The 25,428-nt window shown below is 46.0% G+C and carries 29 protein-coding genes and 1 riboswitch; of the genes, 26 read left to right on the top strand and 3 right to left on the bottom strand.

Translation table 11 applies throughout. The annotated features are described in order from the left end of the window. Window positions 1–172 precede the first annotated feature (172 nt). Window positions 173–562, bottom strand: coding sequence for a hypothetical protein (locus LSG31_RS18885; protein WP_347436591.1), 390 nt, complete (start codon window positions 560–562; stop codon window positions 173–175). A 236-nt stretch (window positions 563–798) separates the two neighbouring features. Here LSG31_RS18885 and LSG31_RS18880 point away from each other — a divergent pair, with 236 nt between their 5' ends. The 5 genes from LSG31_RS18880 (at window position 799) to LSG31_RS18860 (ending at window position 5,979) form a co-directional block, all read left to right on the top strand. Next, window positions 799–1,977 carry a phosphopentomutase gene (locus LSG31_RS18880; protein ID WP_430734210.1) on the top strand — a complete coding sequence of 393 codons (1,179 nt, stop codon included), beginning with the start codon at window positions 799–801 and terminating at the stop codon, window positions 1,975–1,977. A 145-nt stretch (window positions 1,978–2,122) separates the two neighbouring features. Continuing rightward, window positions 2,123–2,941, top strand: coding sequence for a purine-nucleoside phosphorylase (locus LSG31_RS18875; protein WP_347436589.1), 819 nt, complete (start codon window positions 2,123–2,125; stop codon window positions 2,939–2,941). A gap of 98 nt (window positions 2,942–3,039) precedes the next feature. Continuing rightward, window positions 3,040–4,341 (top strand): pyrimidine-nucleoside phosphorylase, encoded by a 1,302-nt coding sequence (locus LSG31_RS18870; RefSeq protein ID WP_347436588.1) that lies wholly within the window; start codon window positions 3,040–3,042, stop codon window positions 4,339–4,341. 116 nt (window positions 4,342–4,457) lie between these two features. Further along, window positions 4,458–4,679, top strand: a complete 222-nt coding sequence (locus LSG31_RS18865; RefSeq protein WP_347436587.1) for a DUF1540 domain-containing protein — start codon at window positions 4,458–4,460, stop codon at window positions 4,677–4,679. 130 nt (window positions 4,680–4,809) lie between these two features. Next, window positions 4,810–5,979, top strand: a complete 1,170-nt coding sequence (locus LSG31_RS18860; RefSeq protein WP_347436586.1) for a D-alanyl-D-alanine carboxypeptidase family protein — start codon at window positions 4,810–4,812, stop codon at window positions 5,977–5,979. A gap of 82 nt (window positions 5,980–6,061) precedes the next feature. Here LSG31_RS18860 and LSG31_RS18855 read toward each other — a convergent pair whose 3' ends face one another. After that, window positions 6,062–7,399 carry a helix-turn-helix domain-containing protein gene (locus tag LSG31_RS18855; protein WP_347436585.1) on the bottom strand — a complete coding sequence of 446 codons (1,338 nt, stop codon included), beginning with the start codon at window positions 7,397–7,399 and terminating at the stop codon, window positions 6,062–6,064. A 220-nt stretch (window positions 7,400–7,619) separates the two neighbouring features. Here LSG31_RS18855 and spoIIAA point away from each other — a divergent pair, with 220 nt between their 5' ends. The 9 genes from spoIIAA (at window position 7,620) to lysA (ending at window position 13,502) form a co-directional block, all read left to right on the top strand. Continuing rightward, on the top strand, window positions 7,620–7,973 hold the full coding sequence (gene spoIIAA, locus LSG31_RS18850; RefSeq protein WP_347436584.1) for an anti-sigma F factor antagonist: 354 nt from the start codon (window positions 7,620–7,622) through the stop codon (window positions 7,971–7,973). Continuing rightward, window positions 7,970–8,410, top strand: coding sequence for an anti-sigma F factor (gene spoIIAB, locus LSG31_RS18845; protein ID WP_347436583.1), 441 nt, complete (start codon window positions 7,970–7,972; stop codon window positions 8,408–8,410). The genes spoIIAA and spoIIAB overlap by 4 nt, the downstream gene beginning before the upstream one ends. A gap of 4 nt (window positions 8,411–8,414) precedes the next feature. Then, complete coding sequence (gene sigF / locus LSG31_RS18840) at window positions 8,415–9,164, top strand: RNA polymerase sporulation sigma factor SigF (RefSeq protein ID WP_347436582.1); 750 nt, start codon at window positions 8,415–8,417, stop codon at window positions 9,162–9,164. A gap of 68 nt (window positions 9,165–9,232) precedes the next feature. Beyond that, window positions 9,233–9,364, top strand: coding sequence for a hypothetical protein (locus tag LSG31_RS18835; protein WP_347436581.1), 132 nt, complete (start codon window positions 9,233–9,235; stop codon window positions 9,362–9,364). A 112-nt stretch (window positions 9,365–9,476) separates the two neighbouring features. Then, window positions 9,477–9,941, top strand: coding sequence for a stage V sporulation protein AC (gene spoVAC, locus LSG31_RS18830; protein ID WP_347436580.1), 465 nt, complete (start codon window positions 9,477–9,479; stop codon window positions 9,939–9,941). 15 nt (window positions 9,942–9,956) lie between these two features. After that, window positions 9,957–10,976, top strand: a complete 1,020-nt coding sequence (gene spoVAD / locus LSG31_RS18825) for a stage V sporulation protein AD (RefSeq protein ID WP_347436579.1) — start codon at window positions 9,957–9,959, stop codon at window positions 10,974–10,976. Then, window positions 10,973–11,323, top strand: coding sequence for a stage V sporulation protein AE (gene spoVAE / locus LSG31_RS18820; protein ID WP_347436578.1), 351 nt, complete (start codon window positions 10,973–10,975; stop codon window positions 11,321–11,323). Before spoVAD ends, spoVAE begins: the two co-directional genes overlap by 4 nt. Before the next feature lie 14 nt (window positions 11,324–11,337). Then, window positions 11,338–11,964 (top strand): stage V sporulation protein SpoVABEA, encoded by a 627-nt coding sequence (gene spoVAEA, locus LSG31_RS18815; RefSeq protein ID WP_347439563.1) that lies wholly within the window; start codon window positions 11,338–11,340, stop codon window positions 11,962–11,964. Window positions 11,965–12,185: 221 nt separating this feature from the next. Then, window positions 12,186–13,502 carry a diaminopimelate decarboxylase gene (gene lysA / locus LSG31_RS18810; RefSeq protein ID WP_347436577.1) on the top strand — a complete coding sequence of 439 codons (1,317 nt, stop codon included), beginning with the start codon at window positions 12,186–12,188 and terminating at the stop codon, window positions 13,500–13,502. A gap of 464 nt (window positions 13,503–13,966) precedes the next feature. Here lysA and LSG31_RS18805 read toward each other — a convergent pair whose 3' ends face one another. Beyond that, window positions 13,967–15,316: a D-alanyl-D-alanine carboxypeptidase family protein gene (locus LSG31_RS18805; protein ID WP_347436576.1), complete on the bottom strand. Its 1,350-nt coding sequence runs from the start codon at window positions 15,314–15,316 to the stop codon at window positions 13,967–13,969. A gap of 126 nt (window positions 15,317–15,442) precedes the next feature. Continuing rightward, a riboswitch (FMN riboswitch) is annotated at window positions 15,443–15,593 on the top strand. 160 nt (window positions 15,594–15,753) lie between these two features. Here LSG31_RS18805 and ribD point away from each other — a divergent pair. The 12 genes from ribD (at window position 15,754) to LSG31_RS18745 (ending at window position 25,364) form a co-directional block, all read left to right on the top strand. Next, the gene (gene ribD / locus LSG31_RS18800; RefSeq protein WP_347436575.1) at window positions 15,754–16,863 is read left to right on the top strand and encodes a bifunctional diaminohydroxyphosphoribosylaminopyrimidine deaminase/5-amino-6-(5-phosphoribosylamino)uracil reductase RibD; all 1,110 of its coding nucleotides are present in this window, start codon (window positions 15,754–15,756) and stop codon (window positions 16,861–16,863) included. A 62-nt stretch (window positions 16,864–16,925) separates the two neighbouring features. Then, window positions 16,926–17,588 carry a riboflavin synthase gene (locus LSG31_RS18795; protein ID WP_347439562.1) on the top strand — a complete coding sequence of 221 codons (663 nt, stop codon included), beginning with the start codon at window positions 16,926–16,928 and terminating at the stop codon, window positions 17,586–17,588. A 14-nt stretch (window positions 17,589–17,602) separates the two neighbouring features. Further along, the gene (locus LSG31_RS18790) at window positions 17,603–18,799 is read left to right on the top strand and encodes a bifunctional 3,4-dihydroxy-2-butanone-4-phosphate synthase/GTP cyclohydrolase II (protein WP_347436574.1); all 1,197 of its coding nucleotides are present in this window, start codon (window positions 17,603–17,605) and stop codon (window positions 18,797–18,799) included. A 75-nt stretch (window positions 18,800–18,874) separates the two neighbouring features. Further along, on the top strand, window positions 18,875–19,348 hold the full coding sequence (ribH, locus tag LSG31_RS18785; protein ID WP_347436573.1) for a 6,7-dimethyl-8-ribityllumazine synthase: 474 nt from the start codon (window positions 18,875–18,877) through the stop codon (window positions 19,346–19,348). Between the two features lie 69 nt (window positions 19,349–19,417). Then, window positions 19,418–20,056, top strand: coding sequence for a site-2 protease family protein (locus LSG31_RS18780; protein WP_347436572.1), 639 nt, complete (start codon window positions 19,418–19,420; stop codon window positions 20,054–20,056). A gap of 13 nt (window positions 20,057–20,069) precedes the next feature. Next, the gene (locus LSG31_RS18775) at window positions 20,070–20,810 is read left to right on the top strand and encodes a segregation and condensation protein A (protein ID WP_347436571.1); all 741 of its coding nucleotides are present in this window, start codon (window positions 20,070–20,072) and stop codon (window positions 20,808–20,810) included. A gap of 15 nt (window positions 20,811–20,825) precedes the next feature. Continuing rightward, window positions 20,826–21,416, top strand: a complete 591-nt coding sequence (gene scpB, locus LSG31_RS18770; protein WP_347436570.1) for an SMC-Scp complex subunit ScpB — start codon at window positions 20,826–20,828, stop codon at window positions 21,414–21,416. Between the two features lie 183 nt (window positions 21,417–21,599). Then, on the top strand, window positions 21,600–22,319 hold the full coding sequence (locus LSG31_RS18765; RefSeq protein ID WP_347436569.1) for a DUF2953 domain-containing protein: 720 nt from the start codon (window positions 21,600–21,602) through the stop codon (window positions 22,317–22,319). After that, window positions 22,292–22,810 carry a GerW family sporulation protein gene (gene ytfJ, locus LSG31_RS18760; protein WP_347436568.1) on the top strand — a complete coding sequence of 173 codons (519 nt, stop codon included), beginning with the start codon at window positions 22,292–22,294 and terminating at the stop codon, window positions 22,808–22,810. The genes LSG31_RS18765 and ytfJ overlap by 28 nt, the downstream gene beginning before the upstream one ends. Before the next feature lie 233 nt (window positions 22,811–23,043). Then, on the top strand, window positions 23,044–24,210 hold the full coding sequence (locus LSG31_RS18755; protein ID WP_347436567.1) for a D-alanyl-D-alanine carboxypeptidase family protein: 1,167 nt from the start codon (window positions 23,044–23,046) through the stop codon (window positions 24,208–24,210). 21 nt (window positions 24,211–24,231) lie between these two features. Then, window positions 24,232–24,828 carry a nucleoside recognition domain-containing protein gene (locus tag LSG31_RS18750; RefSeq protein ID WP_347436566.1) on the top strand — a complete coding sequence of 199 codons (597 nt, stop codon included), beginning with the start codon at window positions 24,232–24,234 and terminating at the stop codon, window positions 24,826–24,828. Beyond that, on the top strand, window positions 24,825–25,364 hold the full coding sequence (locus tag LSG31_RS18745) for a spore maturation protein (RefSeq protein WP_347436565.1): 540 nt from the start codon (window positions 24,825–24,827) through the stop codon (window positions 25,362–25,364). The genes LSG31_RS18750 and LSG31_RS18745 overlap by 4 nt, the downstream gene beginning before the upstream one ends. Window positions 25,365–25,428: the final 64 nt, after the last annotated feature.

The following is a 25,428-nucleotide window of genomic DNA, read 5'->3' as shown; positions in this document are numbered from 1 at the left end:
CGGCTTTTTAACCAAACTGCCATATTCCTTGATTTGGGGCACATATTTGGTTGAAAGGTTCCTTTCCACGGTAAGTGATGTCCAAGATGAGGGGTGCGGGGCAATCGGAAAGAAATGCGTGAATAAAATTATGTCAGCAAATGGAATGTTCTGTCTGTACGATCTGAATTACCTATCGATTTAACGTTTGTTTCAATCGAACACGTTTTTTTACTTGATGAAGTTCCTTTTCAATTTCCCACTTTTTCTCTACCAGCAAATCTATACTGTCTCGCAACTCTTCGAAATTTATTTCCTGCTCTTCGAAACGTGTATTCATCTCGGCTTTGAACTGCTGCATCTCAGTGCACATCTCGGCTTTGAACTGCTGCATCTCAGTGCGCATCTCGGCTTTGAACTGCTGCATCTCAGTGCGCATCTCGTCTTTGAATTGTTGCATCTCGGCACGAATTTCAACTTTGAACTGCTGCATTTCGGTACGGAGTTCATTTACATCCTGTTGCAAAGCAGAAATCTGTTTTTGGATTTGGTAAACACCTTCGAAGATTTGTTGAAGATCCATCTTTTTCGCCACTTTTCCATTTTGTTGTGCTTACAAGCCTATTATACGAAAACAAACGAATAAAAAGCTAGATAAAATTTAATTATAAATATAATTTAATAATTGATTAAAATTATATAAGAAATGGTCACCAAAAACACTGGATCCGATTGCTTTATGTAAAATAAATTGTTTTGCAACATTTGGCAAGGTTGCGGTAATCTTAAATCAGAATGAGTTCGAATGGAGGTTTTATTTTGGCAGATCCCCGATCCTTGCGCACCATTTTAATTGTTTTGGATAGTGTTGGCATTGGAGAACTACCGGATGCACCCGAATATGGCGACGCCGGTTCAAACACGATCGGAAATATTGCGAAAGCAGTTGGCGGATTGCGAATTCCGAATCTGGAAAAATTGGGCATCGGAAATATTTATCCGATTGAAGGAACAAAGCCATTGAAAGCAACCGGGAATTATGGAAAAATGCAGGAAACTTCAGCAGGCAAAGATACGACGAATGGGCATTGGGAGTTTGTCGGTGTGCAACTGACTCGACCATTGCCTACGTATCCGCATGGATTTCCGAATGATTTGATCGAAGAGTTTGAACGGCGGATTGGCCGTAAAATATTGGGCAACAAGCCTGCATCCGGAACGGAAATTATCAACGAGCTGGGGGGCTTGCATGTCAAGACTGGCTGTCCGATCGTATATACGTCTGCCGATAGTGTTTTTCAGGTAGCTGCACATGAAGAAGTTATACCCCTTGACGAGTTATACAGAATTTGCAAAATTGCCCGTGAAATGTTGACTGGAGAACATGGGGTAGGGCGTGTCATCGCTCGTCCATTTATTGGTTCTCATGGAAAGTATACGCGGACGGGCAACCGCCACGACTATTCGTTACATTTCGGGCGAACTGTATTAAATGAGTTGGCTGATGCCGGGCTGCCGGTGATTGGCGTCGGAAAGATCTATGATATTTATGGCGGATCCGGCATTACGAAAGGAATTCATACAGAGGGAAACATGGATGGAGTAGACAAAACACTGGAAGCGATGCAGCAATATCCAAATGGGCTGCTATTTGCCAATTTGGTGGATTTTGATATGTTATACGGGCATCGGAATGATCCAAAAGGGTTTGCCAGGGCCATCGAAGATTTTGATGCGCGTTTGCCGGAGATTCTGGCAAGCATGCGGGAGGATGACATGTTGATGATCACAGCCGATCATGGTTGTGATCCGACGACGCCTGGAACGGATCACAGTCGTGAATATGTACCGCTGCTTGTTTATGGAAGATTACTTCGACAAAATGTGGATCTAGGAATACGCAATACGTTTGCAGACATTGGAGCCACTTTGGCAGATCGTCATGGAGTTCCCAAACCATCCATCGGGGAAAGTTTTTATTCTGTGATTGCGCGATAGCAAGAACCATTATCAAACACATTCGATAACAGCGAACGCGTTTGTCAGCCGTGAAGCGCCAACAGCTTATCTGGTGAATGGCAACAATGTGTATCATCCGTACCTGTAAGCGGCGTATTTTAAATCATTCAAGAGGTGTATACATATGTTAGATACTGCAAAATTATCGGAAGCAAGAGACTTTATCCGTTCGAAAACAGCCGTTCAGCCGACGATTGGCTTAATTCTCGGGTCCGGGCTGGGCGTTTTGGCGGAAGATATACAGGAAGCTGTACATATCCCTTACCGTGAAATTCCCCATTTTCCTATATCAACGGTTGAAGGCCACAAGGGTCAATTGGTCATCGGTCAATTGTGCGGCAAAGCTGTCATCGCTTTGCAAGGCCGATTTCATTATTATGAAGGGTACTCGGCAGATGCGATTGCGTTTCCCGTACGTGTGATGAAAGAACTGGGCGTACAAACACTTATGGTGACAAATGCAGCGGGTGGGATCAATGAAGAGTTTTCAGTAGGACAATTGATGCTGATCAAAGACCACATCAATTTCTCCGGCAAAAATCCTTTGATTGGTCCGAACTGGGATACACATGGCCCACGTTTTCCGGATATGTCGACTGCCTATGATCCGGAGTATCGGGCATTGGCGTTGCAAATTGCCAAAGAGTTGAACATTTCCATGTCAGAAGGCACATATATTTGGTTTTCTGGCCCCAGCTATGAAACGCCTGCAGAAATTCGCATGAGCCGGATACTGGGGGCAGATGCTGTCGGAATGTCCACCGTTCCTGAAGTGATCGTTGCGAGACATGCCGGCATCCGGGTGATAGGTATCAGTTGCGTGTCAAATATGGCTGCAGGCATTCTCGAACAACCACTTTCCCACCAGGAAGTGATGGAAGTAACCGAACGGGTGCGGGAACAGTTCGTTGCATTTGTCAGACAGTTCGTACAAAGGGTGTAAAACTATACGTTGTAAAACGGCACGTCCATTGTTTTTGAACAGGTCAAACGGATGGTTCAGGCAGTTTCTTAACTGGATTGCAGGGAGCGGATCAAAAGATGCGAATGGTAGATTTGATTCACAAAAAACGTCAGGGCCATTCATTCACGACAGATGAACTTCGATACATCATCCAGGGTTATACATGCGGGGATATTCCGGATTATCAGATGGCGGCATGGTTGATGGCTGTGTACTTTCAAGGGATGACGGATGAAGAGATAGCCGACTTGACAACGGTGATGGTTGAATCTGGAGATACGATTGATTTGTCGGGGATTCGAGGGATTAAAGTCGACAAACATTCCACAGGCGGCGTTGGGGACAAGATCAGTTTGATCGTGGCTCCTCTGGTTGCGACAGTTGGCGTGCCGGTGGCGAAAATGTCGGGACGAGGGTTGGGGCATACGGGAGGAACGATCGACAAGCTGGAAGCGATTGAAGGATTTCAGGCGGAGTTATCAAATGAGCAATTTATCGAACATGTCAACACATACAAAATGGCGATTGCGGGACAGACAGGCAATCTTGCACCAGCGGATAAAAAACTATATGCACTGCGGGATGTGACTGCAACTGTCGATTCGATGCCTTTGATCGCTAGTTCCATCATGAGCAAAAAGATTGCATCAGGTGCGGACTGTATTGTGCTGGACGTGAAAATGGGCGCGGGCGCTTTTATGAAATCATTGGCGGATGCGCGGCGGCTTGCAAACACCATGGTGAAAATCGGACAGCGGCTGAATCGAAAAACCATTGCGATCATATCGGATATGAATCAGCCGCTCGGATGCGAAGTGGGCAATGCCAATGAAGTAAAAGAGGCAATTGAAGTATTGCGAGGAAACGGGCCGGAAGATCTGCAAGTGATTTCCCTAACTATTGCAGCTCACATGACAGTGCTTGGGGGAATCTACAAGACGTTTGCCGATGCCTTGCACAACTTGACAACCATCTTGCAGAGTGGCTCCGCATTCCATACGTTTCGGCAATTCATTCAAGCGCAGGGCGGCAATCCTGATCTTGCGGACAATCCGGAACGATTGCCTCAAGCAGCCAATCATATCGATATAACAGCCTGGAAAACAGGATATATCCAGCAGATTGATGCAGAAGCTGTAGGAACAGCAGCCATGATGGCCGGTGCAGGCAGGCAAAAGAAAGGGGATGCCATCGATCCGGCAGCAGGTATTACGCTGCTCAAAAAAAGCGGCGATCCGGTTGCGAAAGGCGAGCGGATGGCAGTGATTCACACGAATAAAAAGACGGCGGAAGAAGCGTTGCAAAGATTGCAGGACGCTTACGTAATAACAGAGCAGCCGCCGCAAATCCAACCGTATATCCATGAAATTGTTTGCTGATTTCATGTACATGAATGGAATCAGGTACATGAAGAATCTGCGCATGCAATTGGCGGATGTTTCATTGTATAAGGATTCTGTGAAGCGACACTCTATGTTTGAGGGGGTGAAGGAGCATGCCACAAGGTGTTCGCTGTACGGTTGAGGAGTGTTCGTATAATGACAATAAGAATTGTATCGCCAATTCGATTGAAGTGCGTTCCAATGGAAACGATATTGTAGGAACAAAAAAAGGAACGTTATGCGCCACATTTGAATACAGGGATTTTGATGATGCCGGGATTGCCTATGGTGCCGGTGCTGACAAAGGCAGTCACCCGACACACCCCGGTCATTAGAAAAATCAAACGTTTTGAAATAGGAAACGATTTCACACCCTTATGAGTGTAAATTTACAATCATAAGGGTATTTTTTTGTTCTTTCGCACAAAATACATTTGCTGAAAGTTTTAAAAAGGAGGATATAGAATGGCAAGAATACGGCTTCGCATGTTTTTTTCATTTTTTGTCATACTAGCGATGTTTTCCATGTATCTCCCGCAAGTGAACGCCTCGGAAGTTTCTCTTGCCAAGCAATCCCAGGCTGCCGTATTAATGGATGTTGCAACAGGGACTGTTTTGTTTGAGAAAGAAAGTCACAAACACCTTCCGATTGCCAGCGTAACAAAAATTATGACGATGTTGCTTGTAATGGAAGCTGTTGACACAGGAAAAATCAAGCTGTCAGATAAAATTCGCACGAGTGAACATGCCGCCAGTATGGGCGGTTCGCAAATTTATCTGGAACCTGGCGAAGAAATGACGCTGAATGACATGCTGAAAGGCATAGCAATTGGTTCGGCCAACGATGCATGTGTGGCGGTAGCGGAACGGATCGCCGGAACAGAAGAGGCGTTTGTAGCAATGATGAACAAAAAGGTCCAGGAGTTAGGTATGAAAGATACGCATTTTGCCAATACCAACGGCTTGCCTGCGAATGATCATTATTCTTCTGCATACGATATCGCAATCATGTCCCGCGCTTTACTGCAACATGAAAAAATCACGCATTGGACATCCGTATATAGCGATTACTTGCGCAAAGATTCAGAAAAACCGCTATGGCTTGTAAATACGAACAAATTAGTGAAATTTTATCCGGGCATGGACGGATTAAAAACCGGGTTTACTGCGGAAGCAAAATATTGTTTGGCAGCAACAGCCAAACGGGATCAATTCCGGGTCGTCGCCGTCGTGTTAGGGGCTCCTACTTCTCCGATCCGAAATCAGCAAATTACGCAATTGATGGATTTTGCCTTTTCTCAATATCATAGCCAGTTGATTTACAAAGCAAATCAAGTGGTTGAAAAAGTGAAAATCAGCAAAGGCAAACAGGATTCCATAGAACTGGTTGCGGAAAAGCCGCTTGGCGTACTTATGAAAAAGGGTGAACAATTGACAGGCATTCAAAAACAGGTCGTCGTAACTGTACAAAAAGCTCCTGTTCACAAAGGACAAGTGATTGGCTATATAACAATTGCAAAAGACGGAAAAGAACTGGGCAGAGTCAATTTGTTGGCAAATCAAGAGATTGAAAAAGCAAATCTTTGGGATATGGTGAAGCGAACATTCCGGGGAGTCGTATTTTTTGGACGATAGTAGACAAAAATTCTAATGCAGGTTAAAAATTGAAATAAACGCGAGACCTTGTCAAAACTGCCAAGGTCTCGTCTGTTCGTATTCAGTCTTCCAATCCTCTAGGAACGCGATATCGTAAAATGGTTTGCACGAGACGCTCCATTTCCAGATACGTTTCTGTTGCATCTTTATATTGCTGAAAGGACATATTCAATTTTGCCAGTGCTTTCGATACGCGCATGACAGCCGTAATATGTTGAATGTCAGCATAAATTCGGATGGATCGTTTATAAAAGTCAACAGCGGTTGCATATTGTTTTTGTTGTGAATAAATACTCCCCAATGTTTCAAAAATGTCGGCTTCTTGTAAAGAGGATGTTTTTGCGATCTCCAGAGCTTCGTTGCAAAGGCCGGTTGCCGTCGCCATGTAATGTTCCGCATCGGTCGTGTTTCCCGCTTCCGTTGCTTGCATCGCCATAAACAAAAAGGTACGGGCCAACTCGGTTTTTACATTTGACACGTCATCCGATTGTTTTCTCTGTGCATACTTTTCAATGCAGTGCTGCAATAGAGGTATCGATTCTTCCGGCAGCTTGTATTCCCTTTTGATAATCGCAAGATTCACTGTAGCGTCGAGTTCCAATTCGTACAGATTTAAACTGCGGTACATGGTAATGGCATCTTGGGTGCTTTGAATGGCTGCGGGATAATCCTTTTCATTGCGGTATGCCAAACCCAATCCCAAACATGCATCTGCCAATTGCTCCATATAATTCGTGCCGCGCAATAACTGGTACGCACCCATGTAAAAAAATTTGCATTTTTGGGGTTGACCCAATTTGGCATATATGGTTCCCAAATTAATTTGAACTTGTGCAAAAAGCTGTACTTGGATATCGGGACTGCGTTTAGCAAGGGAATATGCCTGCTTCCAATACCATTCGGAAATGGAGTATTGCTGTCGGCTAAAATAAATCACTCCCTGTTTATTCAATGCCAATACGGATAAAGAATGATTGGCTTGTTGCAACCCGCTTTCATATAGCGTTTGATAAAGTTTTAAGGCCTTTTTTTGCTTTCCCAGTTGTGTCCAACATTCTGCCAAGTCGACAAAAATAGAAGGGTGTATCGTATAGTCCCCTTGCTTGGCTAATTCTTCGAGCAGTGCAGAAGCCCGAAAGTATTCCCGGCGCTCGATATAATTTTTAGCAAGCCGGTACGTAGTGGATTGTTCCTGTTTGATCTGCATATCTGAAATGAAATAATTCACGGTTGTACCAAGGCGTTCTGCCAATTGTTCGAGCAGTTTATGGGAGGGATTTGCTTTCCCGGCTTCAATTTGACTAATCATGCTTGGCGTCACGAGTCCCTTTGCCAATTCGCCCTGTTTCATTTTTTGTTTTAAACGCAATTCTCTTATTTTTTGCCCCAAACGATCCATTTCAGGCCTCCTGCATGGAGTATTTATTTGATAATTTTATCATGTGTGTTTCGACTTTACATTCTTTTTTTCACAACATGAATAAATTCATAGATTCTGTAGTAAAGTTCGCATTTTGTCGGATTTTCACGAAATTCTTCTAGTTTTGTCAACCGGCAGGAAATCCTTTTGAACTAGCGAATACTGAGCAATATTGAGCGGAGAGCCAGGAGGGATAGCAGTGAGCTTTGATGTTACTGTGCAAACATTCGGGGACATTTTGGTTGTACACATGAGTGGCGAATTGGATCATCACACGGCAGAGTTGGTACGAAACCGAGTCGATCAAGAACTGGGCGGCCGAGAGTGCCAGCATATGATTTTAAATTTAAGCGGCTTGACATTTATGGACAGTTCCGGACTTGGCGTCATTCTCGGGCGTTATAAACGAGTGACGCAAGGCGGCGGACGAATGGCGATTACAAATGTCGATCCACAAATTCGCCGTTTATTTGAAATGGCCGGTCTGCTTAAAATCATTCAATTTTATGATACAGAAGATCTTGCATTGCAAGCAGTGGGAGGTGCCATATGAGTCAACATAATTTCATGACGCTGCAATTTGCAAGCAAGTCTCCCAATGAATCATTTGCCAGAGTAGCAGTGGCTGCTTTTTTGGCGCAAATGGATCCAACATTGGATGAATTGACAGAAATCAAGACGGTTGTTTCGGAAGCTGTCACGAATGCAATTATTCACGGGTATGAAAATCAGGAAGGTGTGATCACCATATCCTGTTCCTTTGAACATTCTTTGGTGACAATTGAAGTCCGTGACGAAGGGCGAGGGATTTCCGATGTGGAAACTGCCCGTCAGCCTTTGTATACATCGAAACCGGAGTTGGAACGTTCAGGGATGGGCTTTACCATCATGGAAAGTTTCATGGATTCCCTTGAAGTGGAATCTGCGGAAGGCAAGGGAACCGTCATCCGGCTGACGAAACTACTAAAAACTGCGTCAGTGGAGCACTAAGACTATGGAGCGGCAAATTCCTGCTACCCAATATAAATTCACGGATGAAGAGATTCGCCAGTTGATACGGCAAAGTCAGGCCGGTGACGACGGCGCCAGAGATGCGCTTGTCATATCCAACCAGCGATTGGTTTGGTCTGTTGTGCAGCGATTTTTGAACAGAGGGTATGAAGCGGACGATTTGTTTCAAATTGGCTGTATTGGACTTATGAAGTCGATCGATAAATTTGACCTTTCCTATGAAGTAAAATTTTCAACCTATGCGGTTCCCATGATTATCGGTGAAATTCAGCGGTTTTTGCGGGATGACAGTACGGTGAAAGTCAGCCGATCCTTAAAGGAGCAAGCGAAACAAATTCGCAAAACACGTGATGAGTTGGCAAAAAAATTGGGCAGGCAGCCACATATCAATGAAGTGGCGGCAGAGTTGAACATGGATCCTACAGATGTAGTGTTTGCGCAAGAAGCATTGCGCGCTCCTGCATCCATTCACGAGCCGGTGTTTGAAAATGACGGGGATCCCATTTACTTGATGGATCAAATTGCGGATGAAGGGCAAGAGCGTTGGTTTGATCGGCTAAGCTTGCATGATGCGTTGTCGAGATTGCCTGATCGGGAACGTCTGATTATTTATATGCGCTTTTTTAAAGACAAAACCCAGGCGGAAGTTGCTGAGATGCTTGGAATCTCCCAGGTACAAGTATCGAGACTGGAGAAGAAAATTTTGCATACGATTCGTCAACAGTTGGGTTAAATCTATCGTTTTCTGTAAAAACTATGGAGAAAGATTCTGCCATAGTGAAAGAAGGGTAATGTTTTCACATGTTTCGAAAGTATAAGATCATATGGGTGTTCATGATCACAACGATCGTCGTAGTAAGTGGGACTGCTGCATGGTGGACATTCCACCCCATCCCCAAGGACAGCCATATAACCGATGCCATATCGATTTAAGACCGGATCCCGATGGAGTGGATCCGGTTTTTTGCATGGAATTGCGCAGCGATGGGAACCATTTTTTTATGACTGTTTTTGATAAATGAACGCAAAAGAAGGGGTGTGAACATTGGCAGTCAAAGGATCAAAAGCACAACAACAGTATCTGCAATATGTCGAAGAAGCAAAACCTGCAAAACCCGTGGCAAAAAATTGCCTCAGGGCGTTTCTTTCCGGAGGTACGATTTGTCTGATCGGACAATTCGTCGAGGAAATCTTTATTCGCGTGTTTCATTTTACAGATAAAACAGCGGCAAATCCAACGGTCGCTGTCATGATCTTTTTAGGCGTTTTGTTAACAGGACTAGGTGTTTATGATCGTATCGGCCAATGGGCGGGTGCAGGTTCGGCCGTGCCGGTCACCGGGTTTGCCAATGGGATCACGTCTGCGGCAATCGAACACAAAAGTGAAGGTTACGTATTGGGTGTCGGGGGCAATATGTTTAAAATTGCCGGTCCTGTCATCGTATTTGGTGTGGTTGCCGCATTTTTTATTGCATTGATCCGAACGTTGTTCAAAATGGTAATGGAATGAGGTGAACGGTTGATCGTGTCCAAACTAGGAAGCCAAACCTGGGAGTTTAAAAATCGGCCGTGCATTGTGGGAACAGGAACTGCGGTCGGCCCTAAGGAAGGGCAAGGTCCACTGGGAAATTTGTTTGATATTGTCCACGATGATTTATACGTCGGTCAGGACAGTTGGGAAAAAGCGGAACGATACATGTTGGAAGAAGCGGTGAATAAAGCGGTAAAAAAATCGGGAATCGAAAAAAATCAATTGGATTACATATTTGCAGGGGATTTGATTAACCAGATCACTCCTTCGAGTTTTGCGGCCCGCTCGTTATCGATTCCTTATATTGGTATTTTTGGCGCCTGCTCGACTTCCATGTTAGGATTATCCCTTGCCGCTTTACTTGTAGATAGCGGCTACGGGGAGTACGTAGCGGCTGCTACAGGCAGCCATGTGTCGACTGCTGAACGGCAGTTTCGTTATCCGACCGAGTACGGAGGGCAGAAACCGCCAACCGCTCATTGTACAGTTACTGGCGGTGGAGCTGCGATTGTCGGAAAAGCGGGAAACGGCCCCGTAATTACACATGCAACAATTGGAAAAGTCATTGATATGGGTGTCAAGAGTCCTTGGGAAATGGGGGCGGCCATGGCGCCGGCTGCAGCTGATACCATTGCGGCACATTTTAAAGATGCGGACCGCAAGCCTTCGGACTATGACTTGATTGTTACAGGAGACCTGGCGCGAGTCGGGCATCCGATTGCGCAAAAATTGTTGGCAGAAGCCGGTTATGATTGCGGGGACCGGTTTACAGATTGCGGGATTCTCATTTATGATCCCAAGCAACCGGAAGTGTTTTCTGGCGGCAGTGGTTGTGCGTGTTGCGCGGTTGTTTCCTATAGCTATATTTTTCAACAAATGCTGCAAGGCAAATGGAAGCGTGTATTAATCACGGCAACAGGCGCTTTACTATCTCCTCTGACCAATATGCAAGGCGAAACGATTCCGTGTATCGCACACAGTGTGTCATTGGAAATGGGAGGGAATTCTCAATGATTTATTTGTGGGCGTTTGTAATCGGCGGACTGATTTGTGTGATTGGTCAATTGATAATGGATTTGACCAAGTTGACACCTGCACATGTGATGGCGATTTTGGTGGTGATCGGTGCAATTCTTGGCGGACTAGGCATTTACGAACCTTTAATGGAGTTTGCCGGTGCCGGTGTATCAATTCCAATTACAAGCTTTGGCAATGCCCTCGTTCATGGAGCGATATCGGAAGCCAAGAAAGATGGCATTGTCGGGATTATTACAGGCATTTTCGAAGTGACAAGCGCAGGGATTTCAGCGGCAATCATCTTCGGGTTTTTGGCATCGCTGGTTTTTAAACCGAAAGGGTAGAAAGAGTGGCAAACATGGTGTTGTCTGATACCATACCGACCAAAAAATCGATTATCCTGATAACAGACGGAGACACGATCGCAGTCCGGGCGATTGAACGGGTTGCAAACCGCATCGGGGGAAGATCCATTTCCCGATCCGGCGGCAACCCAACTCCTTTGGAAGGACCCAAAATTCAACGGTTAATATGGGAGGCTGCGAGCGACCTCGTGCTCGTATTATTTGATGATAATGGGCACACAGGTGTCGGCCCAGGTGAGAGGGCGTTGCAATATATTGCTACATGTAAAGATTTTCAAGTATTAGGTGCATTAGCTGTCGCATCGAATTCCTATTCGTCTGTAGCAGCCAGGGTGCACGTATCTGTAACCAAGTTCGGACAAATCATTCCATATGGCGTTGACAAGCACGGAGAACCTTTGAAGCAAAAACTTCCCTTTATTTATGGAGATACGGTCGGAGTATTAAATGAACTGAATTTGCCTGTGGTTGTGGGCATTGGCGATATTGGAAAGATGCGGGGAAGAGACATTATCGACCGCGATTCCCCCATAACCTATCGTGCTGTACTGGAAATTTTGCGGCGCAGCGGGTACCTCAAAAAAACAAAGACAGCAACAAGTAAAGACAACAACCCGTAAAGACAACACCAAACAAGATAGCAACAGGTAACGAGGGAAAGAATCGAAATCAAATCGTTCCGAAATTTTGCCTGTTTACGGATTGTCAAAAAATCACCGCTTTTATATAATGAAGCAAGGAATGAATGGCAACAGTATGGTTGAAATACGGGAACAATCAAACAACCAGCATATTTGTTGGTTGCTTTTTTTCATAGAACCGGGAATGGGAGAAGAGACCAATGTATTTACACGGAACGAGCAAAAGGAACGAACATGGGCAGCTTTCCATTGGGGGAGTGGAAGCAGTTGAGTTGGCCAAACAATTTGGCACGCCTTTATATGTGTATGATGAACAGTTGCTAAGGGACAACTGCCGAGCGTACATTCATGCATTTCAGCAATCGGGAATGAAATTTCAAGTGACATATGCATCGAAAGCGTTCTGTACGATGGCCATGTGCAAGCTGGTAGAGCAGGAAGGATTGGGGCTGGATGTCGTGTCCGGCGGGGAGTTGCATACAGCCGTGCAAGCAGGGTTTCCCGTTGAACGCATTCATTTTCATGGGAATAATAAATCTTTGGAAGAAATTTCTTACGCTCTCGATATCGGCATCGGAACGTTTATTGTGGACAATTTTTATGAATTGCAAGTATTGGAGCACTTGGCCGCTGAGAAAGAGAAATCTTGTCATGTCATGTTGCGGATTACGCCAGGGGTGGAAGCACATACACATGAGTATATTACGACAGGCCAGGAAGATTCCAAATTCGGATTTGATTTGGGAAGCGGTGCCGTTCGAAAGGCAATCGATTTGGCGTTAAAAAAAGACCATTTACAATTGATTGGCTTGCATATGCACATCGGTTCGCAGATTTTTGAAACGACAGGCTTTCAAATCGCGATCGAACGGGTAGCTGATGTATACAGAGAAGTTTTGAATACACATAATCTGGAATTGCCTGTAGTAAATCTCGGCGGCGGTTTGGGAATACGCTATACGAGTGAAGATACGCCGCTAAAAATCGAACATTTTGTATCGACACTTACAGACGTAATCCAGCAGGAATTCTCCGCTCGCAACCTGCACTATCCGGAAATTTGGCTGGAGCCGGGCCGCAGTATCGTGGCGACGGCAGGCACGACTTTGTACACGGTTGGGTCGCGCAAAGAAATTCCGGGTGTTCGCACATATTTGGCTGTCGATGGCGGCATGTCCGATAATTTGCGGCCTGCACTGTATCAGGCAAAGTATGAAGCGACAATCGCGAACAGGATGAATCAGCCTCATGATGAAGTTGTGTCGATTGCAGGCAAATGCTGTGAGAGCGGGGATATGCTGATTTGGGATATTCCTTTGCCGAAAACAGAGCCAGGCGATATTTTGGCTGTTTCCTGCACCGGTGCGTATCACTATTCGATGGCCAACAATTATAATCGCATTGCCCGGCCTGCTGTCGTGTTTGTCAAAGATGGCCGCGGGGAAATCGTAGTGCGCAGAGAGTCGGCAGAAGATATTGTTCGTTGCGATCGGATTCCCGATTCACTCCGGGCGTAGTACGGTTGAATTGGATTCGGTTTTGCTTTGTGAAAGTGGAACAACGAAAAATAGGAGAATGCGGATGACCGCATTCTCCTATTTTTGCATAGTGTATAGGGAATGGGTGATGGAGGTGTGTTGCAGATGATGAATCTATTGCTCTTCCTCCCGAATTTTTTCCGCTGGTTTGGCATGTTCCGTTCCTTCATCGGGTTTGTGCGGCCCATGTGGCCCAGGCTTTCCCGATTTTTCACGGCTGTTGCGTATGACCAACCTTTGGACATTGTTCTTTTATAATGAAAGGTGTATGTGTTGACGTGCTTTGCATGCAAGGAAGAGATGTTTGGAAGGGACTGCATCGATTCGATCTGGGCGTTTTGTTTCGGGAGCTATAGATGCGGAAATCAGGAAGGCGCATGAAAAAAGGGTGATTCACGATCACCCTTTTTACGTGCCATGGATGGTTCAGGGGTTATTTCACTTTATGATTCGTCTGACCTGTACAAAAAACGTTTTCCCGTTTCCGTCATTTGGGGAAACTTCATCTGGCGCTTTTTTTGCCGTACAAACCAGCCTGCGCCAATCAGAAAAAGGAGCAGTGCGAAAAGCAGCGTGTCGGTTGAATCCCTTGCCAGAAAGGATTGGGAAGCGGAAGACAGAGTGACATCCTTCACAATCGCAACAGGCGTTCTTGCAATGATGGTTTGTCCGTCCATAAATTCCACTTCACCTACTTTGGTTCCTGCTTTGACAGGTGTTGTGATTGGGAATACACGTACATGTGTCCGAATCTCGGGTTTTGCCGCTTTGCGCTCCATATACCAAGTGTCGTTCATCGCAACGGCAGGAATCGGCGGCTCTCCCTGAACGTGAAGTGTCGTGACTTCCGTTCCCTTTTTCATCAGACGAACGTTTTGAAAATCGGAAAACCCATAATCCAGTAATTCGGCAGATTCTTTTCTCGCCTCATCTAAGCCTTGAATGTCCAGCAGTACAGCCAACAAAGAAGAATTTCCGCGGGTGGCGCTGACGACGGCAGTTTGTTGGGCTTGGTCCGTATAGCCGGTTTTGATTCCGGTAGCACCATCGTATGTCCAAAGCAGACGATTGAGATTGACAAGTTCGGAATCCCATTCTTTGCCGTGCCATGGATAATATTTTGTTGCGACAAGTTGTCGAAATTCGGATATTTGCATGGCATAGCGTGCAATCAATGCCATATCATGCGCACTTGTATAGTGGTTGGGATCATGCAGTCCGTTTGGCGTTACAAAATGGCTGTGAGTAGCTCCGATTTGTTTTGCTTTCTCATTCATCAGATCGGCAAAAGCAGGAACCGATCCGGCCACATGTTCGGCGATTGCCACCGCCGCATCATTTCCGGAATTCAACAACAATCCGTACAGCATATGTTCCATCGTTTCCTGTTCGTCTTCCACCAGATAAATCCGGTTTCCGTCTTGTTCGGTCGCCAATTTGCTCGTTGTAACCAGATCGGATAATTTGCTGTGCTCGAGGGCCAGTATGGCTGTCAGAATTTTTGTAATGCTGGCTGGATAATGTCGATCATCCGGGTGTTTTGCATATAACACTTCGCCTGTTTTCATATCGATTAAAATTGCCGATTGGGCAGCCAATGCAGGCGGGTTATTTGGTTGCGTTTGATTTGTATGTTCTATATTTGTGTCGGTTACAGTTTGACTGGATTCCGTTAGCTGAAACGCATGTGCAGATGCGGTAAACGAGACATTGAGAGTAACGATGCATACGGTAAGCAGACAAATCGTTCGAACCCAATTGCGTATTGGATCGATTGTATTCGTACGTTTCACGAACGGATTGCCTCCTATTTATGGTTTCGTTTTTACATATTCCGTTTTATTGTAGTATAGATAAACACGGAAAAGCAATCGTGCTTACTTGGAAAGACTATGGTATACTGAAGTGAATAAAAAAATTGCATCCTTCAGGGTCGGGTGAGGGTTTTCAATAACCCAAGTCCCAACCGGCGGTAAAAGTCCGCGAGCCTTGGCAGATTGTGATTTCTGCTTGGGCAGAACTGGTGAAATTCCAGCACCGACGGTAAAGTCCGGATGGGAGAAGGAGTGTCGATTTTGCGAATGTATGGCAGGAAGCAAGCAGCCAGGATTTGGTAGACACAGCTGCTTTATTTGACTATGCACAAAACGCATGCGACCGACAAACATCCCATCGAAGGAATTCGATGGGTTTTTTGATTGGAGGATGTAGATAGGGAGTTGGTGAATGTTTGACAGATCAGGAGTACATGGAGTTTGCCATACAGCTTGCACAAACGGCAAGAGGCAGGACAAGCCCGAATCCTTTGGTAGGTGCGGTCCTTGTAAAAGACAATCGGATCGTCGGTTTCGGTGCACATCTGAAAGCGGGCACTCCACATGCGGAAGTTCATGCGGTGCGCATGGCTGGCGATGAAGTGCAAGGCAGCACTCTCTATGTTACGTTAGAACCGTGCAGTCATTTTGGCAGAACACCGCCTTGTGCCGATCTGGTCGTGCAGTCGGGCATCCGCAGTGTTCACATTGCCATGGCGGATCCCAATCCTTTGGTTGCAGGCAGCGGCATCCGGCGCATACAGGAGGCAGGCATCCCCGTATTCGTAGGGCTGTGTGAAGCATCCGCACGGATAATGAATGAAGTGTTCATCAAAAATATGACGACACAGTTGCCATTTGTGGCCGTCAAGACGGCAGCCACATTGGACGGAAAAATCGCCACGGCAACAGGTGACAGCAAATGGATTACAGGTGAGGAAGCACGGCGCTTTGTCCATCAACTGCGGGACCAATTTGATGGGATTATGGTCGGTGTAGGTACTGTGATGCAGGACAATCCGCAATTGACGACACGGCTGCCGGAGGGAGGCCGCAATCCGCTGCGGATCGTCGTGGATCCGAACCTTCGCGCTGTTGCGTCGAATCCATCCTTGCACGTATTCGATACTAAGCTTGCTCCTGCGGCTGTTTTATGTCGGGAGGATCTGTGCAACAGCCAAGCGGCCCGACAATTGCGGTCAATGGGCTGTCAAATCATCGGATTGCCAATGCGGGAAGGCCAGCCAAACGTCTTGGATCTGGAATATGGGCTTCGGAAACTATGGCAAGAGCACCATCTGGCATCGATCCTTGTGGAAGGCGGCTCTGCATTGAATGGCCACTTGTTGCAACAGTCTTTAATCGACAAGTTGTTTTTGTTTTATGCACCGAAACTGATCGGAGCAAGCGCCGCACCCGGCAGTTTCGGAGGGATGGGAGTAGAGACGGTGCAGGAAGCCTGGTGTGTGAAACAGATGGAGATCAAACAACTTGGCCGGGATCTCTGCCTGATCGGATATTTATAATGAATCAGAGGAATCTCGAAACCAATTTTCGAAGCAGACCAATAAAGGCAGATGATGTCCAAGTGTTTACAGGTATTATTGAAGAAATCGGAAAGATTCGCGGGATCCGGTCAAACGGAAAAGGGCAGCGACTGCAAATCGCTGCGATGCAAGTGCTTTCGGATGTCCGATTGGGAGACAGTATAGCGGTGAATGGCGTTTGTCTGACCGTAACTGATTTTGGTACGGATTGGTTTTCGGCCGATGTAGTTCCGGAGACCATGCGCCGCACGAATCTGCACCTTCTGCATACAGGAAGTCAGGTCAATCTGGAACGGGCGATGTCGTTGTCAGGCCGATTTGGGGGACATATCGTGTCCGGCCATATCGATGGAGTCGGAACGATTCGAACACTTGAAAAGGAAGACAATGCGTATGTTCTGACAATTGCAGTTGCGTCCAATGTTTTAAAATACATCGTAGAAAAAGGCTCTGTTTGTATAAATGGCATCAGTTTAACTGTCATGCAAGTATCTGCTGATGCGTTTCAGGTCTCATTGATTCCCCATACGCGGGGAATTACAACAGCAGGAGAGTTTCAAACGGGTGACTTGGTGAATATCGAGTGTGACGTTCTCGGCAAATATGTGGAACGGCTGTTGTTCTACAACCGGGAAGATGAGAAAAAATCCATTCAGAAAACGGACCTGACGCTTGCATTTCTTCGCGATCATGGGTTCGCATAAGGGGGATGTCAAACATGTTTCATAAAATTGAGGAAGCGCTTGCAGATTTGAAAGCAGGCAAAATGATTATCGTCGTCGATGATGAAGATCGGGAAAATGAAGGGGATTTTGTCGCGCTCGCAGAACTTGCCACACCTGATGTGATCAATTTTATGATTACACATGGACGCGGACTTGTCTGTGTACCCATTACAGAGGAACGGGCAAGACAATTGTCATTAGATCCGATGGTGGAACAGAATACGGATGCGCAAGGAACAGCGTTTACCGTGTCTGTGGATGCAATTGAAGGCACCACAACGGGAATTTCTGCATTCGAACGGGCAAAAACGGTGGCAGCGTTAATTGCACCGGAGAGCAAACAGCGGGATTTTCGCAGACCCGGGCATATCTTCCCGTTAATCGCCCGGCCAGGCGGTGTTTTGCGGCGGGCAGGCCATACGGAAGCGGCAGTGGATCTGGCGAAACTCTGCGGCTCGTATCCGGCCGGAGTCATTTGCGAAGTCCTGAAAGCGGACGGAACGATGGCGAGAGTGCCTGATCTCGCAGAGATTGCGAAAGAATTTCAATTGAAAATGATTACAATCGCCGATTTGATCGCATACCGAAAAACGAAAGAAAAGCTGGTCGAGCGCGCAGCTTCAGCTTCCTTGCCAACCGAGTACGGCACGTTTGCCATTCATGTCTATACCAACAAAATCGACAATAAAGAACATGTGGCATTGGTGAAAGGCGACATCCATCCGGAGGAACCCACCTTGGTGCGCGTCCATTCCGAATGTTTGACAGGCGATATATTCGGTTCCTGCCGTTGTGATTGCGGACCGCAACTGCATGCGGCGTTGCGCCAAATCGAGCAAAATGGCAGCGGTGTTCTTCTCTACATGCGGCAGGAGGGGCGCGGGATCGGCCTGATCAACAAGCTGCGGGCATACGATTTGCAGGAACAAGGATATGATACGGTAGAGGCGAATGAAAAATTAGGATTTGCCGCAGACTTGCGGGACTATGGCATCGGTGCGCAAATTTTGCGGGATTTGGGCGTTGGGCAGATCCGGTTGTTGACCAATAATCCCAAGAAGATCAAAGGATTGGACGGCCATGGTCTGGAAATTGTGGAGCGTGTACCGATTCAGATCGATGCCAACGAGTTTAACATTCACTATTTAAAGACGAAACAAACCAAATTGGGACACATGTTGAAGCTGTAAAATGGCTCGATTTGAAGGATTGGCAAAGGGTTTTGGACGCAAAAGAAAAAGTTGCTCATCAAGGAGGATAACGTCATGATACAAGGCAAAATTTTCGAAGGAAATTTAATTGGACAAGGATTGCGATTTGCAGTGGTTGTTGGGAGGTTTAATGAATTTATCTCCGGGAAGTTGTTAAGCGGTGCGTTGGATGCTTTCAAACGCCATGGTGTAGAAGGGGCGAATGTAGATGTGGCGTGGGTGCCGGGGGCGTTCGAAATCCCGTTGATTGCTCAAAAATTGGCAGAAACAAGAAAATACGATGGCGTTATTACGCTGGGAGCGGTGATTCGCGGCTCAACTCCGCATTTTGACTACGTGGCTGCGGAAGTAGCGAAAGGCGTTGCGGCTATTTCCCTAAAAACAGGCGTTCCTACCATCTTTGGCGTATTGACGACAGATTCCATTGAGCAGGCGATTGAACGGGCAGGCACAAAAGCGGGGAATAAAGGCTGGGAGGCAGCTGTTACCGCCATCGAGATGGCCAATTTGACACGCACCATTCAATAAGGAAAATATGCTCATACCCCAAACTATATGTTATAATGTGGTTTGGCTTATGAGAAAGGGGTGTGAGAGTTGTTACAATCGTTTAGCAGCGGGATGTTCGTTTTTCAATTGTTGGCGTTTCTTGTGGCGATCATCTTTCACGAGTTGGCGCACGGATACGTGGCCTATCGCTTAGGGGATCCGACTGCAAAAAATCAAGGACGATTAACGTTGAATCCTATTTCCCATATTGATCCGATCGGGCTTCTTTTAATATTATTCGGTCCATTCGGATGGGCGAAACCAGTACCGATCAATCCGCAGCATTTTAAAAACAAACGAGTGGGAATCGCGCTTGTCTCTGTTGCCGGGCCGTTGGCGAATTTTCTGATTGCCATTCTTGCCGGTTTGTTGTTAAAGCTGTACTTGCCGGTCTATGAATGGAACAGCTCGCCGGTCTACGCATTTGTTTTTAATTTGTTAACATACATGTTATGGATGAATGTGATGCTGTGTGTATTTAACTTGATTCCGATACCGCCTTTGGATGGGTCGAAAATTTTATTCAGTTTTGTGCCGCGGCAGTATCTAAAGCAGATGTATGTACTGGAACAGTATGGGCCATTTCTTTTATTATTGGTGCTGATCACCCCCTTGAATCATTTTCTTTATCCGTTGATTTCCGGCGGTACGCAGTTGGTTCAATCAATCGTAGGTTTAAAAATATAAGGTTGCGTGGATCATGGAATATCAATTACATTTGGATGCGTTTGCAGGTCCTCTTGATTTATTGCTGCATTTAATTGAGAAGAATGAATTGGACATTCATGATATTCCGATTGCACAAGTGACGGAACAATATTTGCAATATTTGCGGGCGATGCAGGAACTGCAGCTCGATGTCGCCAGCGAGTTTCTGGTCATGGCTGCCACACTTCTGGAGATTAAAAGCAGTATTTTGCTGCCGCGGCCTGCGCCCGCCAGTTTTGAGCTGTCACTCGATCTGGACATGGAAGATTACGACCCGCGGACGGAACTAATGGAACGGATACTGGAATATAAAAAATACAAGTATCTGGCTCAACATTTGAAAGAGCGAGAAGTACATAGAAGCCATATTTTTTCGCGGACCCCGGAAGACTTAACCGTTTTTGCGCAAGCAAACGACTCCAATCCAGTTACAAACGTGACGCTATTCGATCTGCTGTCAGCATTTCAAAAGGCGCTGGATCAGATTTCGTTTGAAGAGCCTCATGTAGAAATGGAACGGGATGAAATTTCTTTGACTGAGCGCATGTTTGAGATTCGCATGGTCTTGCAGCAGGCAAGATCTGTACGGTTTTCGGAGTTATTTGCGGATGCCAAAAGACGCACACAGGTCGTAGTGACATTTCTCGCGTTATTGGAATTGATGAAAAACAAGCATGTCGTTTGTGTGCAACAACGGCTATTCGATGATATTGAAATTCAAGCTGTCAATTAAGGAACGGGATCGAACATGGATTATCAAGCAATCAAATCAGTAATTGAGGGGTTGTTGTTTGCTGCCGGCAGTGACGGATTAGATGCAAAACAACTGGCGTATGTCCTTGAGTTACCGATCGATGAAGTGATTGACTTGTGTTATGATCTGCAAGGTGATTTGCGACGGCAAAACCGAGGGATTCAAATCATTGAAATTGCGGGACAGTTCCAAATGACCACACTTCGCGAACATGCTCCCTATTTTGAAAAATTAAGCGTAACGCCGGAACATTCCACATTGTCACAGGCCGCATTGGAAACTCTTGCAATCATTGCGTATCGTCAACCCATTACCCGGACTGATATTGAGGAAATTCGCGGAGTAAAATGCGAAAAAGCGATCAATACTCTTATGGGCAAACGTTTGGTTCGAGAAGTAGGGCGTGCGGAAGGGCCGGGGCGTCCGATTCTATATGGAACGACGAGAGATTTTTTAGAATATTTCGGGTTGAAAGATCTGCAGGATTTGCCGTCTCCTGCTTTGAATTTAACCGTAGAAGATCTGGACGAAGACGAACGGTCTTTGATTGTTGAACAGCAACAGATCCTGACTCCGGAAGCATGAGAAAAGATTCTGGTACGAAGATCCCGGCACCTGTTTATCGGGTGCTTTTTTTGTACGCTTGCATCGGCACATGCAACGGAAGGTACATGTATTTCCATGTATTTCTCTGTATTTCTCTGTAGGAATGTTTCTCCTGATTTTGGGAATACTTCTCCTATCATAGTAGGAACCGGAGGATTTGGTATGAATTGGCTATGGGGAGGGATCGCTCTTCTGCTCGCCCTCCTTTTTTTTTGTGTGATTTTGCCGGTGTCAGTCCGTGTGCAAGTGTTAAAACAGGAGCAATTGGAGCGTATTTATGTTGAGCTTCGAATGCTTTTTGGTTTGATTCGCATTCATCATGAAATACCTTTTGTAACATTGAAACAAATGTTTCGAACGTTTTCATTTCAATCAAAAATCAAACAAAAAATATTAGTAGGGTCGACCGGTGTAACAAACAATAAACATAAAGATCAATCGATGACGTATGAGTCACACACACATAGTTCCATTACCGTAACCGTTGAGAAAATCAAGGAATGGTTTCAAATATTGCAATCGGTGCGTGATTTTCTGCAGCAGTATAACTCGATGCTGCTAAGGATGTTAAAAATGATCCATATCGACAAATGGCATTGGAAAACGGCAATTGGCACAGGGGATGCGGCAGAAGCCGGCATCCTTTGCGGTGGATTGTGGGCGGTCAAAAGCAGTGTGACGGGAATCCTCTATCATTTTCTGACCGTGAAAGAAAAGCCTGTGATCGAAGTGTATCCGGATTTTCATCGACGACTCTTGCAGATTCAGTTTGACTGTATAATTCACATCTGGGTCGGTCAAGCTATTGTTGCAGGCGTAAAGCTGGGTTATATCTGGTTAAGGGGGGGATTACCTTGGCAGAACATCCAATCCAAGGGTTAATGTCGACCGCAATGGACAATATCAAGCAAATGGTCGATGTCAATACAATTATAGGCGATCCGGTTGAAACGCCGGACGGTACGGTGATCATTCCAATTTCTAAAGTGGGCTTTGGGTTTGCAGCCGGCGGAAGTGAATTTGATATGCAAGGAGAGAAAGCGCCTTACGGTACACAAGGACAGGACAAAAATAATGCCGGCCATCCTTTCGGCGGAGGGGCAGGCGGCGGTGTTTCCATCACACCCATGGGCTTTTTGGTCGTTGGTCATGGCAATATAAAACTGCTTTCATCTGAAGGCACCACGCAAATTTACGATCGATTGGTCGATCTCGTTCCGACCGTAATCGATCGGGTACAAGCGATGGCCAAATCTCCCAACTCCTCCGACCGTCCCAATCCAGAGCAGGAAAACGCGGATAATCGCATGGCTGATCAACAGCAAGGCAAACAAAGTCAACAACACATGCAATCAAAAGTTCCCATGCAATAAGAATGGTACCTATCCTCAAGATCATCCCAATGTAAGATCTAAAAAGACTGTTGAGAAGAAAGACGGCTCAACAGTCTTTTTGTATTTGGACAACATTTTCCGGACAACCCATGCATATATATGGACATATATCTGGTTGAACATACGGTTCTGTGTATTCCGTTGGCGCGTAGAAACACTGTCACAAGCAAGAAAACGACGTGAAAAAGGACAGAAGCAGGTGGAGGGGTGTCATGGTTCGGAAACAAAAACTTGTCGGTTTACTTTTGACCGCTACTTTATTGGTATCACCGGTTACCGCTTTGGCAACGGGACAGAATCAACTCCCGGATCCCGAAACCTATGCAAAGGAAGTGCCGATCAGCGCACAAGAAGCTGCCGTTATCGATGTTAAGTCCGGACGAATTCTGTATGAAAAAAATGCCGACAAAAAAACGTTGATCGCTTCTACGACAAAAGTGATAACAGCGATCGTGGCGATCGAATCCGGCAAGCTGAACGACACGGTGACAATTAGTCCGAATGCGGCGCGGCAAGAGGGATCATCGATTTATTTGGAACCGGGCGAGAAGTACAAATTGATCGATTTGGTCTACGGCATGATGCTGCGTTCCGGAAATGATGCAGCCACAGCGATTGCTGAATATGTGGGAGGGTCCGTGGAAGGTTTTGCCGAGAAAATGAACGCTTTAGTGGAAAAACTCGGCTTAAAGGAGACGCATTTTGCCAATCCTCACGGTCTTGATCATCCTGAGCATTATTCAAGCGCACACGATATGGCAGTGTTGACGGCATATGCCCTCCGAAACCCTATTTTTCAAGAGATTGTGAGTACAAAGTTCAAAACCATTCCATGGCCGGGCAAGGAATGGGATCGGAAAATGAAAAACAAAAACAAAATGTTGGATCGCTACGATGGCGCCGATGGAGTGAAAACCGGCTATACCAAAAAGTCCGGCAGATGTTTAATTTCCTCTGCCACGCGGGATGGCAGGCAAATTGCCGTTGTCGTCTTAAACGACCCAAATGATTGGAATGACTCCGCTCATTTGCTTGATTACGGGTTTTCCAAATATAAATTCGAAACGTTGGCAGGGCCGTCAACCGTCGTGAAGACATTGCCCGTCTCGAGGGGAGAAGCGACAACTGTTGCTATTGTGTCAAAATCAACGGTTCAGTATCCGATTCGTACAGACGAACAAAACTCCGTTACCCGGCAAATCGACCTTCCTGCATCATTGGCCGCGCCTGTTCGCGTCGGGCGGCCGGTTGGTACGATGAATGTCTTCTTGCACAATCAAAAACTTGCATCTGTCGAACTGATCCCGCAAGTACCTGTGAGTGATATCGGTTTTTGGAAGACTCTTCAGCAGCTTTTGCATGTGATGTTTACAAATTAGCCAGGAGGGAGGGATTCTTGGATGATGAACGTCATCTGGCTGGTTATGCTTGTTTCAGGAGTGGTTGTTGCAGGTGTGCAAGGAAACATTGACAAAGTGACGACAGCTGTTTTGCACGGAGCGAGAGATGGTGTGGATGTATGTTTTGGACTGATCAGCATTCTGGTTTTCTGGCTTGGCATGATGAAAATTGCCGAGCAAGCCGGATTGGTGGAAGTATTGGCAAAATGGCTGCGTCCCATTGCCCGTTTTCTATACCCTTCCGTTCCGGTCGACCACCCTGCGATGGGGTCGATTTTGGCAAATATGAGCGCCAATATACTCGGACTTGGCAATGCAGCCACACCCCTCGGATTAAAAGCAATGAAACAGTTGCAAGATTTGAATCCCAATAAAGACGAAGCTTCTGATGCGATGTGCACATTATTGGCAATCAATACAGCCAGTATTACACTGATACCTGCAACCGTTTTGGGATTGCGTGTCCAATACGGTTCCCATGAACCGGCATCGATCATTGTATCGACCATCCTCGCCACATGTGTCGCGACGATTTTGGCTATTTTTCTCGATCGTTATTTTCGGAAACGCGCCCGCAGAAAGAAGGCGAAGCGATGATTTCCTTTATACAATCGATTTCCGATTGGGCATTGCCTTTTGTCATTGTCGCGATACCGATCATCGCATATATGCGAAAAGTTCCGATTTATGACACCTTTGTGGAAGGTGCGAAAGAGGGATTTGGCACGGCTGTACACTTGATTCCACATCTGGTGGCGATGATGGTTGCGGTAACCGTTTTTCGCGAATCTGGAGCGTTTGACTTGTTAATTCGAGGAATCCAGCCGATTTTAAACATCTTTCATGTTCCTGCAGACGTTTTGCCCCTCGGCATTTTGCGCTCGATATCAGGAAGCGGATCGATCACCATACTGACAGATATCTACCAGCGTTTCGGTCCTGACTCCTTGATTGGAAAAATGGCCAGTACCATGATGGGCGCATCGGATACAACGCTTTATGTGTTAACCGTTTATTTTGGCAGTGTCGGTATACGCAATGCCCGCTACGCATTGAAAGTGGGACTATTATCTGATTTCGCCAGTGTTGTCGCTTCAATTGTGGTGGCAAATCTGCTATTCGCCCCACATTAGCTTGAGAATGCCGGCCAAAGTCATGTATAATGCTCGCGAGGGCTTTAGGAATGGAAATTTTCCC

It is taken from the genome of Fodinisporobacter ferrooxydans (assembly GCF_022818495.1).
In the GTDB taxonomy this organism is placed as follows: domain Bacteria; phylum Bacillota; class Bacilli; order Tumebacillales; family MYW30-H2; genus Fodinisporobacter; species Fodinisporobacter ferrooxydans.
The sequence above is the reverse complement of the archived record's forward strand: the minus strand, read 5'-3'. Positions and strand labels throughout refer to the sequence as shown.